This is a genomic window from Candidatus Photodesmus katoptron Akat1 (assembly GCF_000478685.1).
Lineage (GTDB): Bacteria > Pseudomonadota > Gammaproteobacteria > Enterobacterales > Vibrionaceae > Vibrio > Vibrio anomalopis.
Genome location: NZ_AMSD01000001.1, coordinates 414,974 through 432,161, shown reverse-complemented (window position 1 = coordinate 432,161; position 17,188 = coordinate 414,974). Strand labels below are relative to the sequence as shown.

The 17,188-nt window shown below is 29.9% G+C and carries 15 protein-coding genes and 2 pseudogenes; 1 reads left to right on the top strand and 16 read right to left on the bottom strand.

Going from position 1 to position 17,188, the window contains the following annotated elements; translation table 11 throughout:
- Window positions 1-4: 4 nt before the first annotated feature.
- On the top strand, window positions 5-1,324 hold the full coding sequence (gene tilS, locus O1U_RS01815; RefSeq protein ID WP_016503711.1) for a tRNA lysidine(34) synthetase TilS: 1,320 nt from the start codon (window positions 5-7) through the stop codon (window positions 1,322-1,324).
- A 17-nt stretch (window positions 1,325-1,341) separates the two neighbouring features.
- Here the strand turns inward: tilS and flhB are convergent, their stop codons facing one another.
- The 16 genes and pseudogenes from flhB to fliS form a co-directional block, all read right to left on the bottom strand.
- Window positions 1,342-2,472, bottom strand: a complete 1,131-nt coding sequence (flhB, locus tag O1U_RS01810) for a flagellar biosynthesis protein FlhB (RefSeq protein WP_016503710.1) — start codon at window positions 2,470-2,472, stop codon at window positions 1,342-1,344.
- A gap of 31 nt (window positions 2,473-2,503) precedes the next feature.
- Window positions 2,504-3,289, bottom strand: a complete 786-nt coding sequence (gene fliR, locus O1U_RS01805) for a flagellar biosynthetic protein FliR (protein WP_016503709.1) — start codon at window positions 3,287-3,289, stop codon at window positions 2,504-2,506.
- 15 nt (window positions 3,290-3,304) lie between these two features.
- Window positions 3,305-3,576 (bottom strand): annotated as a pseudogene (gene fliQ / locus O1U_RS04820) (flagellar biosynthesis protein FliQ).
- A 17-nt stretch (window positions 3,577-3,593) separates the two neighbouring features.
- Window positions 3,594-4,265 (bottom strand): annotated as a pseudogene (gene fliP, locus O1U_RS01800) (flagellar type III secretion system pore protein FliP); the annotation flags it as partial.
- A 194-nt stretch (window positions 4,266-4,459) separates the two neighbouring features.
- Entirely contained in the window at window positions 4,460-4,786 is a 327-nt protein-coding gene (gene fliO, locus O1U_RS01795; RefSeq protein ID WP_016503706.1) for a flagellar biosynthetic protein FliO, read from the bottom strand.
- Between the two features lie 44 nt (window positions 4,787-4,830).
- A complete protein-coding gene (gene fliN / locus O1U_RS01790) occupies window positions 4,831-5,238 on the bottom strand; it encodes a flagellar motor switch protein FliN (protein ID WP_016503705.1) in 408 nt (135 codons plus the stop codon).
- 17 nt (window positions 5,239-5,255) lie between these two features.
- Window positions 5,256-6,296 carry a flagellar motor switch protein FliM gene (fliM, locus tag O1U_RS01785; RefSeq protein WP_016503704.1) on the bottom strand — a complete coding sequence of 347 codons (1,041 nt, stop codon included), beginning with the start codon at window positions 6,294-6,296 and terminating at the stop codon, window positions 5,256-5,258.
- Window positions 6,297-6,509: 213 nt separating this feature from the next.
- Window positions 6,510-7,946, bottom strand: coding sequence for a flagellar hook-length control protein FliK (locus tag O1U_RS01780; RefSeq protein ID WP_016503703.1), 1,437 nt, complete (start codon window positions 7,944-7,946; stop codon window positions 6,510-6,512).
- A 78-nt stretch (window positions 7,947-8,024) separates the two neighbouring features.
- Window positions 8,025-8,486, bottom strand: coding sequence for a flagellar export protein FliJ (gene fliJ, locus O1U_RS01775; protein ID WP_016503702.1), 462 nt, complete (start codon window positions 8,484-8,486; stop codon window positions 8,025-8,027).
- A gap of 5 nt (window positions 8,487-8,491) precedes the next feature.
- Window positions 8,492-9,805: a FliI/YscN family ATPase gene (locus O1U_RS01770; RefSeq protein WP_016503701.1), complete on the bottom strand. Its 1,314-nt coding sequence runs from the start codon at window positions 9,803-9,805 to the stop codon at window positions 8,492-8,494.
- The gene (locus O1U_RS01765) at window positions 9,802-10,596 is read right to left on the bottom strand and encodes a flagellar assembly protein FliH (protein ID WP_016503700.1); all 795 of its coding nucleotides are present in this window, start codon (window positions 10,594-10,596) and stop codon (window positions 9,802-9,804) included. The genes O1U_RS01770 and O1U_RS01765 overlap by 4 nt, the downstream gene beginning before the upstream one ends.
- A gap of 37 nt (window positions 10,597-10,633) precedes the next feature.
- Entirely contained in the window at window positions 10,634-11,677 is a 1,044-nt protein-coding gene (gene fliG / locus O1U_RS01760; RefSeq protein WP_016503699.1) for a flagellar motor switch protein FliG, read from the bottom strand.
- Entirely contained in the window at window positions 11,670-13,388 is a 1,719-nt protein-coding gene (gene fliF / locus O1U_RS01755) for a flagellar basal-body MS-ring/collar protein FliF (protein ID WP_016503698.1), read from the bottom strand. Before fliF ends, fliG begins: the two co-directional genes overlap by 8 nt.
- A 20-nt stretch (window positions 13,389-13,408) precedes the next feature.
- Window positions 13,409-13,723, bottom strand: coding sequence for a flagellar hook-basal body complex protein FliE (fliE, locus tag O1U_RS01750; RefSeq protein WP_016503697.1), 315 nt, complete (start codon window positions 13,721-13,723; stop codon window positions 13,409-13,411).
- Between the two features lie 1,085 nt (window positions 13,724-14,808).
- Entirely contained in the window at window positions 14,809-16,281 is a 1,473-nt protein-coding gene (locus tag O1U_RS01745) for a sigma-54-dependent transcriptional regulator (protein ID WP_016503696.1), read from the bottom strand.
- Window positions 16,282-16,465: 184 nt separating this feature from the next.
- The gene (gene fliS / locus O1U_RS01740) at window positions 16,466-16,876 is read right to left on the bottom strand and encodes a flagellar export chaperone FliS (protein WP_016503695.1); all 411 of its coding nucleotides are present in this window, start codon (window positions 16,874-16,876) and stop codon (window positions 16,466-16,468) included.
- Window positions 16,877-17,188: the final 312 nt, after the last annotated feature.

Here is a 17,188-nt window from a genome sequence, read left to right as displayed (position 1 = left end):
TGGAATGAATCACTTATATGGTTATTTTTCTCATATTATTAATAACTACTATATTAATAATACTAAAATAATACTTGGTTTAAGTGGTGGCTTAGATTCTCGAGTGATGCTTGATCTGCTAGCTAGATATCGTGATTGTCATAGAATACGTTGTATTGCAGTGCATGTAGACCATGGTTTAAGTCAATTTTCAGATAATTGGGCTAAACAATGTGTACGTTGGTGTGCTGATTTAGCTATTCCATGTCATGTTGAAAGGATTCAGCTAAATGTTTCAAGTCCTAGTTTAGAGAAAGTAGCTCGGGATATTCGTTATCAATTTTTTAAAAAATATATTAAAACTGGTGATTTATTTCTTACAGGTCATCATAGTGATGATCAGGTGGAAACTTTTTTTTTAGCACTTAAAAGAGGCAGTGGTCCTAAAGGATTATCTGCAATGCCTCAGTATATGCCATATCATTCTGGTTTTATTCTTCGTCCATTGCTTAGTTTCAGTCGTACTTTAATCCAGAAATATGCTCAAAAAAAACAACTATGTTGGATTGAAGATGAAAGTAATAATGACCTTCGTTTCGATCGTAACTTTATTCGTCATCAAGTATTACCAACTCTTATTAAGCGTTGGTCTTCATTCTCTCAGTCAGTTAATCAAAGTGCTATGTTATGTGCAGATCAAGAAATATTACTTGATGAATTGCTTTCTTCATCATTTCAGGCAGCACTATATCCAGATGGTAGTTTATTAATTAAAGAATTAAATAAACATAGCCAATTGGCACGAAATAGAATTATTCGAATGTGGTTTAAGAAGTTCTGTCGATTAATGCCAAATGGAAAGTGTCTTAGACATATTTGGCAACAAGTAGCCTTAGCAAAACAAGATGCAAATCCTTTACTGCGTTTTTCTGATGGAGAGATTAGACGTTTTAAACAACGATTATACTTGCTTGATCATATGATAGATATTAGTAATTTGAGTTTCTCATTAAAGCTTGGAGATACTATTAAATTGCCAGATAATTTAGGATTTTTCTCTGTTAAAAAAAACAGCCGACTTGGGACTATATCATTACATTCTATTGGAAAGAAAAAAATTAATATTATTTTTAATCCAGAAGGATTATCTGCTCATCCTTTAGGGAAAAAACATAGTCGTAAGTTAAAAAAAATATTTCAAGAATATTCTATTCCAAGTTGGTTAAGACGTAGAATACCGATATTAGTTGTTTCTTCTCAGGTTGTAGCAGTTGCTGGGCTTTTTGTGGATAAAAAGTTTTCTGGTCAAGGTTGTGAACTAATTTGGAAGAAGACTTTTCTTTGAAAAAATCTTCCTAAGATCTAGTATTTAAGATTTTGTGGAATTTTTATATTTTCTTTATGTAATATAGGTTGTTCCCCTCCATATTTTTGATATTGTTTAAGTTGAAATATATATGCTAATATTTGAGCTATTGCCATGAATAAACCATCTGGTATTTCTTGGCCTAATTTTGTGCTGTAGTACAAGGATCTAGCAAGTTCTGGAACTAGAATAATATGAATATCATGTTTTCGTGCCGCTTCTTGTATTTTAAATGCCATGTAATCAATACCCTTTGCTAGTACAATTGGTGCTTTATCTTTATTTGGTTTGTAACGTATCGCTACTGAGAAATGCTCCGGATTAATAATAATAACATCAGCTTCTTGTATATCTGTCATCATTCGTCTCTGAGCTATTTCACGTTGTATTTTTCGAATACGTCCTTTTATTTCAGGTTTACCGTCGATTTCTTTTTGTTCATCTTTAACTTCTTGTTTAGTCATTTTTAATTGATTAGAATGTTGCCAAATCTGAAATGGAATATCTATAATTACTATTGCTAGTAAAGAACAGCTAATTATTAAAATAAAATTAAGCAAAATATCAATAGAATGGAAGATATTTTGGGGAAATATATCTATACTTAATTGAAATAAATCTGACTTAGAGATATATATTAAATAAAATGCAGTTCCAGAGATTAATAAGACTTTTAAAATAGCTTTTATAAGCTCTATCCAACTTTGAAGACCAATCATTCGCTGAAATCCATTTAATGGATTAATTTTAGATAGTTTTGGAATTGTTGCTTGTACAGAAAAAATGATTCCCCCAACGCTAATTGAACTAATAAATGCAGTAAAAAATAGTATAATTAAGATTAGTATCAGTTGACTGAATAAATTGGCTAAAGAAGTTAAAGCAATATATCCTAATTTAGAAAAATCAAATACTTCTTCATGATTAAGTGTAAATAAACGACTCATTATAACAAATAATTCATTTGCTAATATTTTACCGAATAAAATCAGCGTAATTGAACCGATAATCAGTACTGATGCTGATGTAAGTTCTTTTGATCTAGCAATCTGTCCTTGTTCTCTAGCTTGTTGTAATCGTTTAGGTGTAGCAGGTTCTGTTCGCTCTTGACCTTTTGTTTTTGGCAATAAACTTTTCCCTCTTATATTTAGTTCAATTTTAGTTACAGTTTAACTTAATTAAACGACATATTTGTTGTTCAGCTTGAGTATATAACCATTCATAATGGCTGTATAAACCTCCAAGGATATACCAACAAAGCAAAAGTCCAAGTAATAATGTGAATGAAAAACCAAGCGAATAAATATTTAATTGAGGTGCAGTTCGGTTCATTATTCCAAAGGATAAATTAATTGTTAATAGTGAAATAATTCCAGACAGAGACATATTTAGTGCTACTTGAAACATCGTAGAAAACCATAATGCTATTTCTCGAAAAGTAATAACCTGTATTGAGTTTAGTTGGATTGGTAAGCTTGAAAAACTTATTGCTATAAGTTGGAGCATTTTTAAATGTCCATCAGTTGATAGAAAAAACATTATAGATAAAAACATAAATAATTGTCCAAGAAGTGGTGTATTCTGTCCGTTGGCAGGATCAATCATAGAAGCAAACCCTAAACTTGATTGCATACTTAATATTTGTCCTAGAATAATAAAGGCTTGGATGGTAAATCGGGTAATTATTCCCATTGAAATACCAATAATTATTTGTTCTAATAAAGCCTGATATCCATTAAATGAAAATAATACAATGCTATCAGGTACCTGAGGAATTATATCACTTATAATAAAAGTTATTGCAAGACCTAAGTAGAGACGAATTCGGCTAGATACGAATTTAGCTCCTGTTACTGACATAACCATTAACATTGAAGAAACTCTAGCATACGGTAAAAAGTAATTTGTAACCCAATTTAAGATACTATTGCTTGGATATTCCATAATTCTTCTTAGTTCTTAGTATAACACATGTGGGAGTTGGTTAATAATATTGAAAAAAAATCCATTAATAGTTCTACTATCCAATGTGAGCATAATATCAGTACTGCTAATGTTATAATTAAACGAGGAAGAAAGCTTAATGTTTGTTCATTAATTGATGTCGCAGCTTGAAAAATTGCTACAATCAATCCAATTAACAAACTTGGAATAATAATTACGGATACTATAAGTAATATTATCCATAATGAGTCTTGAAATAGATTGATAAAAAATTCAGTATTGCTCACAATTATCAGATTACTACTTATAAGGCAAAACTACCAACTAATGTAGATAAAATTAAATTCCATCCATCTACTAGCACAAACAACATTAGTTTAAATGGTAATGATACAATCATTGGTGATAGCATCATCATTCCCATCGCCATCAAAACTGATGCAATAACAAGATCAATAATTAGGAATGGCAAAAATAACATAAAACCAATTTGAAATGCTGTTTTAAGTTCGGAAGTGATAAAAGCAGGAATTAAAATAGGCATTGAAACCTCTTCTGGACTAATTATTTTACTATTTGCAATATTAACAAAGGTTTCTAGATCTTTTATTCGTGTTTGTTTAAGCATAAAGTTTTTCATTGGTTTTTGAGCTATCTCAAATGCTTGACGAGATGATATTTGTTCGTTGATATAAGGTTGGATAGCTTCTTCATTAATCTTATTAAGTACAGGAGACATAATAAAAAAAGTTAAAAATATCGCAATACCAATGATAACTTGATTTGATGGAGTTTGCTGCAGACCTATAGCTTGACGTAAAATAGACATCACTACTACGATTCGAGTGAATGATGTCATTAAAATAACCATAGCAGGCAAAAAACTTAATATAGTCATTAATGCAATAATTTGTAGATTTATTGAATAATCTTCACCGCCATTAGGATTAGTTTTTATTGTAAAGGCTGGAATTCCAGTATTTATTTTTAATTGGTGGATATTGAGTTCAATAATATCATCAGTAATACTTGGAATATTTGAAACATGAATAAAATTTGACTGGATAACAGCTAAAGAATATGAAGACATAAAGATAGAAGAAATACATACAATGCTAATGAGATAGTTAAGGTTTTTCATTCTTTTCAATAGTTGAGTCATAATATTAATTATGATTGCTCTAGGTTTATGGATTTTTCTAATTTGGAGATAAGTTGAATTGATTGTGAAGTTATACCGACAAGAAATTTTTCTTCTCCTGCTTGAATTATTACTATTTTCTCTTTAGTTCCAATATTTAACTGTTGAATAATACTCAAGCTTTTTTGGTTCATTATTACCGGTAACTGTGTTTTTTTAAGTAACCAGGCAAAAAATAATATGCAGATAATAATGAATAAAAGAGAACTGAAAGTTTTAATTAAATTCAGTGGGTTATCAGTATCAGCTAACAGAGTAAATGGTAATAAAATGAACCATAGGATTCTCCACTGCATTATTACTGTCCTTTTAAAAATCAATTACTTTATGATTAAAATACTTATCTAAGTTTCTTAATTCGCTCTGTTTGACTAATGACATCTGTTAAACGTATTCCAAACTTATCATTAACCACAACTACTTCTCCATGAGCAATTAAAGTACCATTTACAAGTACATCAAGGGATTCTCCAGCAAGTCTTCCTAATTCTACAACTGAACCCTGATTAAGCTGTAATAAATTACGAATGCTAATTTGAGATCTTCCCACTTCCATAGAAATAGTTACAGGAATATCTAGAATAGTATCTAATTTCTGTCGCTCTTCTTCCGAAATAGATGAAGATGACTCTTTTAATTCGTCTAATGGTGCTGAGATAATATTGTTTGAATCATTTTTTTTTTCTAGATTTTGATTTAAAGTATTAGAGCATTCATCAACTAACTTTTGTTCATTATTTTGTTCCATTATTTAATACCTATATATTAATCATTATTATTATATTCTGTAAATTCTGGAACAATATTTTGTTCAAGGAATTTAAAATCTGTTTTAATAATATCAGGACGTTTAATTTTTTCAGAAATTTGTACTGCCATGTTTTCACCAACTCGTCCTAGTTTGACACGAAATGTCGGAAGTTCTTCAATGAACATAGTTGCATGTTCTGGCATTGAAATTGGAATTATATCACCAACTTGTAATTCCATTAAATCACGTAGATAAATGTTTTGATCTAATAAGTTAACTCTAAATTTTACTAAGACATCCATTATTTCTTCTCTTAACGCAGAACTCCATCGGATATCTGTTTCCATTTTGTCAGATTGAACACCTGCATCAAGTAACTCACGTATTGGTTCTAGCATAGAGTATGGCATTACAATATGAAAGTCCCCTCCTCCACCATCAACCTCAATATGAAATGAACTTGTTACAATAATTTCAGTTGGGCTAACGATATTAGCCATACTTGGGTTTACTTCAGAATCTAAATATTCAAATGCTACTTCCATTACTGGAGACCAAGCTTCTTTATAATCTGAAAAAACAATTTTTAGTAAAAGCTGTATAATACGACGTTCAGTAGGTGTGAATTCTCGTCCTTCTATACGAGCTTGGAACCGACCATCTCCACCGAAAAAATTTTCTACTAAGATGAATACTAACCGTGCTTCCATAGTGATTAATGCAGTTCCTTTTAGTGGTCTAAAACGTACCATATTTAAACTTGTTGGTACATATAAAGTATTTTGGTATTCACTAAATTTAAGCATCTGAACACCGTTAATAGATACTTCAGCAGTTTTCCGAAGCATATTAAATAAGCTAATTCTTAAATGTCGTGCGAAACGTTCATTAATTAATTCTAATGTTGGCATTCTTCCACGTACAATACGATCTTGAGAAGAAAAATCAAAACTAATAATGGAGTCATCAATTTTTTTATTTTTTATCTCATCTTCAACTTCATCAACTCCATGAAGAAGAGCATCAATTTCATCTTGGCTTAATAGATCAGTCATTTTATACCTACTGAATTTATGAGATTAAGTATATGTACTTAATCTTGTAGTGGTTTTTTTAAATAACTTACTTGTTTCTTACTTGTTTATCATTAATATTATAAAGCATAAGAAAAACTATTATCTAAATAATCAACTTACCTAATTAATATTAAAACATGATAATAAATGCTAAGTATAAAAAATGAATTTATGTTCTATAGATTTTCATAATTAAGCATAACAGCTAATACCATTACTTTTAGATTTTTGTGATATTAAGTTTAATTTAAGATTAATATCATCTTCATTTTTAGTGGATTTTTTAGATTTTTTTCTAAAAATGCTTGAATAGGAACTTTGTTTTTCTCCTAAACTTTGTTGTTGGATGAAAGTATTATCCAAATGGATACCTTGTTCTGCTAGAATATCTCGCAATCTAGGTATAGATTGCTCGATCATTTCCTTAATTTGTTGGTTGAGTACGGAGAAGTGTATAGAAGTGCTATTATCATTATTCATATTCATATGAATTTTTAATTTGCCAAATTCTGGAGAATCAAGTCTAATATCGATATTTTTTAGGTTCTTCAATATCATTATCTGTATATGTTCTGCAACTTGTTCTACTAGTATTGGTTTAGAGAATGCGACAGCAGAATTGGGTAGGGAATTACAATGATTGGTTTGACTTAACGATTCCGTATGAATTTTAGAGTTATTTATTATTTGTTGTGAATTAGATATTGTAAAAAGACTTTGGTTTATTTCTTCACTTATATCTGTTTTAGTCTTAGGTATTATTATTGGATTATATGATTCATGTTTGGTTTGTATAGTTGTGTTAAGTAACTGTTGATGCTTTTGTTTTTTGCAACTTGTTGGCATTGTTAAGATTATTGGTAATGTTTTGACTTTATTCTTATAAAGAATAAGCATTTGTAAGTGGTTATGTTTTTGAAATGCTTCTCTTGATTCAATTATTTGATTTTGTTGATTAGCAATATTTTGATTAATTTTATGAGTGTTCTTTATAATTTTTAGTAAATGATCATATGTATTTAGGCTTTTATCAGTAGTTTTGTTGTTTATTTTTTCAGATGATATAGTTAGATTCTGTAATTCTTTCTTTAATAGAAAATTTTCGCTAGGCTCTGCTGTAGCTTGAGATATCCTCATTTTATGATTAGATTTGTCATTAATGCTAGTTTCCTGGATGTTGCTTAATGTTTTTTTACCTATTTGTTCTTCTAATATATATTTTTGTTTGAAGTCAGAATCAGAAATAAATTTAAATAAGTTCTCTGGATCTAGTAAAGTTCTAGAATCTTGGTTTTTCATATCTTCCATAGAACCCTCACTTTTTATTTGTGTAAACAGAATAGAAAAAATCAGGTTTTCATTTTCATCTGATTTGTACATATTATTGGATTTTTCATCTTCAGATTGGAGTATATTATTGAAATTATCTAGGTTTATAATCTTCTTTTGAACTAAAGCATGCTCAACATTTTTTTTATTTGCTTTTTCTTTCATTTGCTTATTTATTAAAGAGATAAGCTCAGTCAAAAAAAAACTTTTCTCTTTAGATTCTAAAATAGTATCGTTAATTTTATTTGTAGTTTCATCTGATTTACTAGTTTCTGAAACTAGAGGCAAGTGTACATGCATATGATATATGTGCTCTTTAAATTAAAAATAATTTAGTAAATAACGCAAAGAACATGTTAATTATTTGAAATTATTATGTTAAAACAGAGTTGGATAAGATTTACTGTAATTAAATTGAGACATAAAAAATTCATCAAGTAGTTTTTCTTTGTAGAGATTTTGACGTTTTTGGTATTCATTGTGTTTTTTTTCAATTAGTACTTCATAAGTACGACGTTGTTTTTGTATTTTTGACCAATATTTTTGGCAATTATCTATTTGAGTTTTTAAATGAGTTTGATATTGATTTTGTTTAGCAATAGTTATATCAATCTGATTTAAAAATTTTTGCAAATGTAAATATTCATTTGCAGCTAATCCAAGCTTGCTTTTCTCGATTAACTGTTGATAATAGAAGAGACGATATTGTTGAATTTTTGACAGTTTTTTATTATAGCTTTTTAATTCTAATTGAGAAGAATTTAATGCTAAGAACGCTTTGTTTTCTTCTTTTTTATATCGCTCTAATAAATAGTTTAACTTATTTTTAATACTTGACATTTTTATTATTTCAGAATATTTTCTAGCATAGTAATACACATTTCATATGGTACACTTTCCTGAGTATCTTGCTGTAAGTAATGGTCAATTTTAGGTTTTAAACTAAATGCATTATCAACGATGGGATCTATTCCTGGTTTATAAGCTCCGATAGATAGTAAGTCTTGATTTTGACGGCAAATTGATAGTACTTTCTTTATTTTTCTAGACATTAACATGTGTTCTTTTGTTGTGATGTTAGGCATGACTCGGCTAATAGATTTTTCTATATCAATAGCAGGGTAGTGTCCTGAATCGGCTATTTCTCTAGATAGTACAATATGACCATCAAGGATTGCACGTGCTGCGTCTGCAATTGGATCTTGCAGATCATCTCCTTCTGTTAAAACTGTAAAAAACGCTGTAATAGAACCCTGAGTATTAATATTCCCTGCACGTTCAATAAGTGAAGATAATTTAGTAAAAACTGAAGGGGGATATCCTTTAGTAGTTGGAGGTTCTCCTATTGAAAGAGCAATTTCACGTTGTGCTTGTGCGAAACGAGTTAGTGAATCAATTAGAAGGAGCACATCAAATCCTTTATCGCGATAGTACTCCGAAATTGTTAATGCAGATTGGGCTCCTTTGATACGCATGAGAGGTGCAGTATCTGCAGGAGCAGCAATTATTACTGAATATTTATATTTTTCTTTATCTAATATTTCTTGAATAAATTCTTTTACTTCTCGTCCACGTTCACCAATTAATCCTACTACTATAATTTTGGCAATAGTTCCTTTAGTCATCATACCAAGTGTAATTGATTTTCCTACTCCAGAACCAGCGAATAAACCAATGCGTTGTCCTTTACCTATAGTTAATAATCCATTGATTGCCTTTATACCAACATCAAGTGGTTCAGTAATCGGTTTACGTATTAAAGGATTAATAGGTTTAGCAGAGAATGCAGCATGTTCTGTAATATGAATTGGTCCCAAATTATCTAGCGGATTTCCCATACTATTAATTACACGACCAAGTATCTCTGTACCGACAGGTATACTAAGCTCTCTTTTTAATGGTGTTATTTTTGCTCCTGGAAAAACACCAGTAATTTGTTCGTTTGCCATAAGGTACAGACTGTTTTCAGAGAAACCTACAACTTCTACTTCCATTGTACCATTTATAGTTTCTATTTCACATAAACTACCAATTGGAGCTTGGCATCCTTTTGCTTCAAGAGTTAGACCTATAACACGAATTAATTTTCCTGATACAACTGGTCGGCAGGTAATTCCTTGAATTTTATATTGCTTTAAACGTTCAGAAAGTGTTATCATAACTGATGGTTAGATATTTTGAAATTATGAATAACATCTTCAATTCTATCTTTTATTTTATAGCTTACACTTGATTCATTTGTTTTCATTTGAATATCACCGCGATTAAGTTTCGGTTCAGGAGATAAAATCCAATTATTTTGATCAAGTTCTTTTTTGTTGTAAACAGATTGAATTATTGCTAGATCATCAGGATGAAGCTTAATTATAATACTAGTTTCTAGAATTGGTAAAGCTTTAATAGATTGTTTGACGGTATCCAGAATAATTTTTGGATTGGTTTTTACTTCAATATGGACAATTTCTTTAACTAAAATTAGTACCATATCAACTAGCTGTTTTACAATTTTAGATTGCAGTTCTTCTAAGGGTTCAGAAAATTGATTTGCTAATTTTACCAAAATGTCTACTTGTTTTTGTATGATTTTCTCCCCTTCCTTGATTCCTTCAACTTTCCCTGATTCAAATCCTTGTTTTTGACCCTCTTTTATACCTTTTTGTTGGCCTGTATCATAACCTTTTTTGAAACCATCCTCATGACCTTTAAGTAAACTTTTTTTATAAGCCTCTTTTTTAAGTAGTTCATTATTTTTTTTGTTAACTATATATTGCTTTTCCTTTTTATTAGTACTTATATTGGTTAGCAAGTTAGGATGATAGTTCATAGCAGTGTTTTTATGAGTTTTTTTGTCTGTTATTTCAGGATAGTTAACGAGTACCCATCTTTTTGCTTGAGCAGTATTTTTATTTTGATTAAAATGAAAATATCCTTGTTTTTTTTTATTAACCATATGAATTTCCTTAATATATTAGAATATTCTAAAAAAACTATAAAAACTCATCTGGACTGCTTGAAAGCATAATCTCTCCATTATCGGCCATACGACGTGCGATAGTAAGAATTTCTTTTTGAGCTGCTTCTACATCAGATACTTTTACTGGTGGCATCGCCTCCAAATCATCTAACATTATTTTAGCTGCACGTTTAGACATATTTTTAAATATTTTATCACGCAAAGTATCATCAGCACCTTTAAGTGATTTTTGCAATACATCTTGTGGGATATCACGTAATAACTTTTGCATACCTTGGTCATTAATTTCAATTAGATTTTCAAAAACAAACATAAGATCTTGAATTTGCGTTGCTATTTCTTCATCTTGATTGCGTATTTGATCTATTAAAGCAGTCTCAATATTATTATCCATATAATTCATTATTTCAGCTGCAGCTTTTAACCCTCCAATCTTAGCTGCCTGAGTCCCAGCTTGACCAGCAAATTGTTTTTCCATAATTTCATTTAATTCGGCAAGTGCAGAAGGTTGAACTTCTTCTAAGTTAGCAATTCGCATCATGAGATCAAGACGATCACGCTCAGAAAACTGGGATAAAATTTCAGCAGATTGATTTGCTTCTAAGTATGATAATACGATTGTTTGGATTTGAGGATGTTCATTGATGATAATACTAGCCACTTGACGTGGATCCATCCATTTTAAAGAATCAAGGCCTTTAGAACCTGTTCCTAACAAGATTTGATCTACTAAATTGTTAGCTTTATCTTCACCAAGAGCTGTAATCAGTGTATTGCGCATAAAACTTTCACTACCCATTCCAATATTAGTGTGTTTTTGAATATCCTTTAAAAAAGCTCGATGAACTAATTCTACTTTTTCTTGACTTAAATCTGATGCACGTGCCATAGCGCTGCCTACACGTTGTACTTGTTTAGGTTCTAAATGACGAATAATTCCTGCTGCATCGTCTTCATTAAGGCTTAAAAGTAAAATAGCTGCTTTTTCATCTCCAATAATATTAGAAATTTTGATAGGTTTCCCCCCCTCATTATTATTTTTATTGTTTTTAGGCATTTTTCATCCAGTTTTTTATCACTTGAGCTGCTAGTTCAGGTTCATTGGCAACTAAAGCTCGCACTGCTTTAAGTACATCTTCATCTTTTTGTAAATTAGGTAAATCAAAATTTGAAGCCAATCCAAGTAATTCATCATTTTTAACATTTTTATTAGTGGTTAAGTTTTTATTTTTTAAAGTGTCTAAACTATGTGATTGTTGATCAGAAGTCGCTGGATTCATTAATTTTTTCATCGCTGGTTTAATAAGAAGAATAATAACAACAATTATTATTAAAGCACTAGAAAACCAACGAATCCAATAATTGAAATTAGGGTGTTCCCAAAGTGGTATATCAGAAACTATCGATTCTATTTCAGGTTCTGCAAATTGCATGCTGAGAACATGTAATAAGTCGCCTCGATCTTTATTAAAACCAACAGTACCAATCAATATTTGACGAATTGAGTCTAGTTCAGTATTTAACAGAGGAGTATAATTAACTTTCCCATTATTTGGATCAATTGATGAGCGATGTTTAACTGCTACTGCAATGGTTTGTCGAGTAATAAAGCCTGTTTGACGTTTTTCATGACTAATAGTAGCATCTAATTCAAAGTTACGAGTTGCTTCCTTATGAGTTGAACCTCCTTTAGAAGTTAAATTATTTTTCACATTAGTTAAATTTTCTGGGATTGAAGAATCTGTTGGAGGTTGGTTACTAAGAGCTCCAGGTATACCTAAAGCTGTATTATTATCATTATAGCTATCTACAATATGTTCACTTCTAGTAGATTGTGTGTTTGGATTGAAATATTTTTGTGTTTGTTCAATAGTACTGAAATCTAATTCGATATCAACTTGAGCTGTGTAATTACCAAATCCTAAAATCGGAATAAGTACAGAGTCAATTTTTTCACGTAATGCCTGTTCTTGTTTACGCTCTAATTCATGTTCTTTTTGTTGTATGGAAGAGGCAATATTTTGAGAACCTGAACTGAGTAAACGACCATGTTGATCAGTTACTGTAATACGCGTTGGTTTCATCCCTGGAACGGCGCTTGCTACCATATCAACTATTGAATAAATCTCTTCCTGTTTTAGCATTGAACCAGTACGAAGTATTAAAAAAACCGAAGCTGATGCTTCTTTATGATGACGAATAAAAACACTTTGTTTTGGGAGTGCAAGCAGAACCCTTGCTTTACGTACTTGTTTCATTTCTTCAATAGCTTTAGAAAGTTGACGTTCTCTGCTTAGTTGAACTCGTTCTAACTCTAAGCGTTGAGATACTCCAAAACCCATATCTTGTAATAAAATTTCATCACCAGCTTGTTTTTCCTGGTTTAATCCAGCTCGGGCAAGATCAAGTTTTAACCTACTGTATTTATTTGTAGGAACTGTAATAGTATTACCACTAAGTTTATAGGTGGTTTTTTGTCGATCTAAATATTCTAAAATTTGAATTAGTTCATTGGTTTCATATTCACCTAAAGGACGCATTTCAGGTTCTTTTACCCAGAGAAAAAGCATAATGATTAGTGCCACACAAATGGAAATAGACAAAACGGAGACTATTTGACGTAAGATATCTAAATCGCTTATTGGAAAGGTAAATTTAGGAAAGTTCTTTCTGTTTAAAATAGATTCTTTCTGTTCTTTTTTAGGATTAGGATTTTTTATCTTTACTTGTTCATCTGTCGAGTTAGAAAATGTTATATTGTCTATCACTATTTCTACCTAGCTTATTATTAAACAGGCATATTTATCAATTCTTTATATGCTTCAACAATTTTATTACGTATCTGAATCGTAGCTTCAAATGTAACACTAGCTTTATTACGAGCAATCATGACATCAGATAAAGATACATTGTTATCACCATAATCAAAACGCATTTGCAAGTTGCTAGAATCTTTTTGAAAGGTATTTACATCATTGATTGCTTTAGTTAGCATATCATTAAAGCTAAGGTTTGTTTCTTTCTGAATGACTGTGCTTTTGCCAATGTTTCTTGCTTCTAAGGTCATCGATTTAATTTCATTGTTCAAGTTGTAAATTTCCATTGTTATCTCCTGAGCTAATTCTTCGTTGTACGTTAATTAGTAAAGATATACTGTGTGTTATATAAAGGTAAGAATAAATCTATCTATAAATATTTATTCCTTCATCGTGTGTTTTGACTAAAAATTTTTGTTTCGTTATCATTTAGTATTGCATTTATTAATATCAAGTTCACATACATTTCTAGTTCAGTAGTTTTAGTATCGATTTGACTTGCCTTTGGAATTGTTAAGTCTATTTTTTTTGAACGAAATATTTACTGAAAGGTTCAATATCACCTAAAAATTATAGTTTAGACTGCTTTATTCGAAAAACAGTTAACCGATAATATAAACTTTTCTGAAAGACCTCTTATAGTTTCTTTATCTTTTTTGAAGAATTCTCAATAAGTTAGCTTGTAAATTTAAGTTTATTTCACTGATCTAATCAAGTAAAATTATCCTATTTTAAGCTTGTTTGTTTTTTTGGATAAGATAGTATTGCTCCAGCAATTGCAGCGCAGTTAATAATAAAAAATTGGTTATCTGTTCGATTAGTTGATTTTTCCTTTATAATCTATATTAGATCCAAGTATTTATTCTATATATTAGCTTTTGCTAGCAAGTATTATTTATTAATTATAGGTAATTATAGGCTTTTAAATCAGCCATTACAGTATCATTTGATGATTTTTGTAATATAATCGGAAGTACCAACTTTTATTGATGAAAATGCATTCTTAATGTCAGTATAAGTAGTTATTAAGAATATATAATTTTACGTACTATACTAAAATGGAATATACATAGTCAAACTTCAGTATTTTTCTGTTCTGAAATTATTTCTAACTGTGTTTTATGATAAAGCAAAATATATTCACTATCACTGTATTTTATAACCTATCTTGTAAGATCGAGTAGTAAAAAGTAGTACGCTTATATATTGCTACTATAGCACATTGTTTATTAAGTAGAATTAATCAGGTAAATATTATATTTAATGCTTCTTTATAGCATGAGCATGCTGCTTGATTTCTAAGAGTATCGAAATAAACTTGTTCTTTATTAAAGTGGAAGCTTAAACTCATTTTATTATTTACACTGAATTATTATCGATGCAAATTATATTTTTTCATTTTATCTACTAGTGTAGTTCGAGGTATTCCAAGTATATTTGCAGCTTTGGTAACAATACCATCATGAGTTTCAAGCGCTTGATTTATCATGTGTACCTCTACTTCAGCTAAAAAATCTTTTAAGTTAATACCTTCTGTAGGAAGTGGTTGATATGTTTCAAGATGATTTTGATAGTTGCTTGTTTGTTCAAAATTAAAGTTTTCAGAGAAAATATCTGCTAATGCATTACGTTCTTCTTCTTCTTCTTCTTCTATGAAATTAAATAAATTTTTTCTTGGCTGAAATGTTGGGATATTATTATCATGTCGATAATTCAATGGTAAATGATTTATATCTAGTAACTCATTTGGATTTAAAATAATCATACGTTTTACTAAGTTTAAAAGCTCCTGAATGTTACCTGGCCAATCATGTTTTATTAAAGAGTGAATAGCACGGGAAGTAAAATTGATAGGTTGTTTATTATCAGCGCTTATTTGTTTAATTACGTTTTGTAATATTAAAGGAATGTCTTCTTTACGATTTCGTAGTGAAGGCACTTCAATAGGAAAAGCATTCAATTCATAGTAAAGTTCTTCTCGAAAAAAAATATTTTTTCTTAGTTCCTTTAGATTTTGATTCGTTGTTGCAATAATACGAACATTGGCCGTAATAGTAGTATTTCCGCCAACACGTTTAAAGCTACATTTTTGAATAAAATGAACTAATTTAATTTGTAATGGGAGTGATATATTACTAATTTCATCTAAAAATAATGTACCACCTTCAGCAAGTTCAAGACAACCTTTTCTAGATGTGATAGCTCCAGTGAAAATATTTTTTTCATAGCCAAATAATTCACTTTCTAAAAGTTCTGATGGTATGGTAGTACAATTAACTGGTATAAATGAAGAATTACTACGAGAAGAATTGTTATGAATATTACGAGCAATTAATTCTTTACCAGTACCTAATTCTCCAATTAGTAAGACATTGGTTTCAGTCTTTGATACTTGCTCAATTAAATAACGAACTTTCCGAATAGCAGTACTTTCACCAACAAGAGTATAAAATTGACTGTTTTTCTCTATATGTACAGTTTGATTAGATAAGTAATATTTACAGTGCTTGAGAGCTGTACTTAATTGAGCATAATTTAAAGGAAATTCTAAGTTACCAATGTATTGTGGATAATTTTTCATAAAGTATGAATGTTTTCCAGTAAAAAATAAAGGAACATGATAGGCTTTAATAAGTTTTTGATGAAGTTGGTCAGAAATTTGTTTGTTACTTAAATCTAATGAGCCAATAATGCAGCCTGCCCATGGTTTTGACCAATCTAGTTCATTAATTTTATTAGAAGCAAGTATTTTGCATCGTTCACCAACAAATTCTAAAATATTGCTTAGATTGGTTCGAATTTTTATATCATCTTCAATTAAAAGTATTTCCGCTAAACCTGGCATAGGATAAGAATAGTTTCCTTTAAATTTTTAAAAACTTACTGGTTAAGTTACATAGTAAAAAATCAACGTTCTGATTATTTAACTCCCTTTATTTTATGTTATAAAAAAATAAGGCAACTGCGCAATTACTATACTAGATGTGATATTGATATTAGCAGATAACTTTCAAGAACAATTTGCGAGTTTACATATTGATATTAGCTGAGGTAAGATAATGATATTCTTGAGGAATCTGATCCCAAGCAGATTTAATTTCTCTAATGATATCAATGACATTATCGATAGTTTGAGGAGAATTTTTTTGATTAGCTGTTGAAATTTGTGTAATCATGAATTCATAAAGCTGATCTAAGTTTTTTGCTATCTCGCCTCCATCATCCATGGATAAGCAATTTCGTAAGCTAATTATAATATCTAGAGCTTTTCCTAAACTTTCTCCTTTAAGAGAAATATTTCCTTGTTTCATAGCTACTTTAGCTTCAATCAGGTATTCTATCGATCCAGCCATAAGCATTTGAACTACTTTATGTGGTGAAGCTGAACTGATCTGGCTATCAACAGATACTTTCTTGTATGTTTGTAGAGAACTACGCATAATTTTTTCCTTATAAAAACTTTTTGTACTGCTGAATAGACTGATTATTATAGCGATGTTTCATTAATTCTTGAGCTAGTTGATTTGTTTTGGAATGAAATTGTTCTACAAGCTGTTTAGTTTCTTCCAACAATAAGAGCCATTTTTTACTTTTAGTTAAATTGGGTGTTTCCTTTACAAAAGGAAAGATATGCTGCAATGCTTCTCCCCTTTTATTGATTAGTAGTATGATCTCGTGAAAGTGAGTCTCTTTATCAGTTAAAATAGAACTAATTTTTTGGTCTATATTATGTATGATTTCTAATGTAGTTA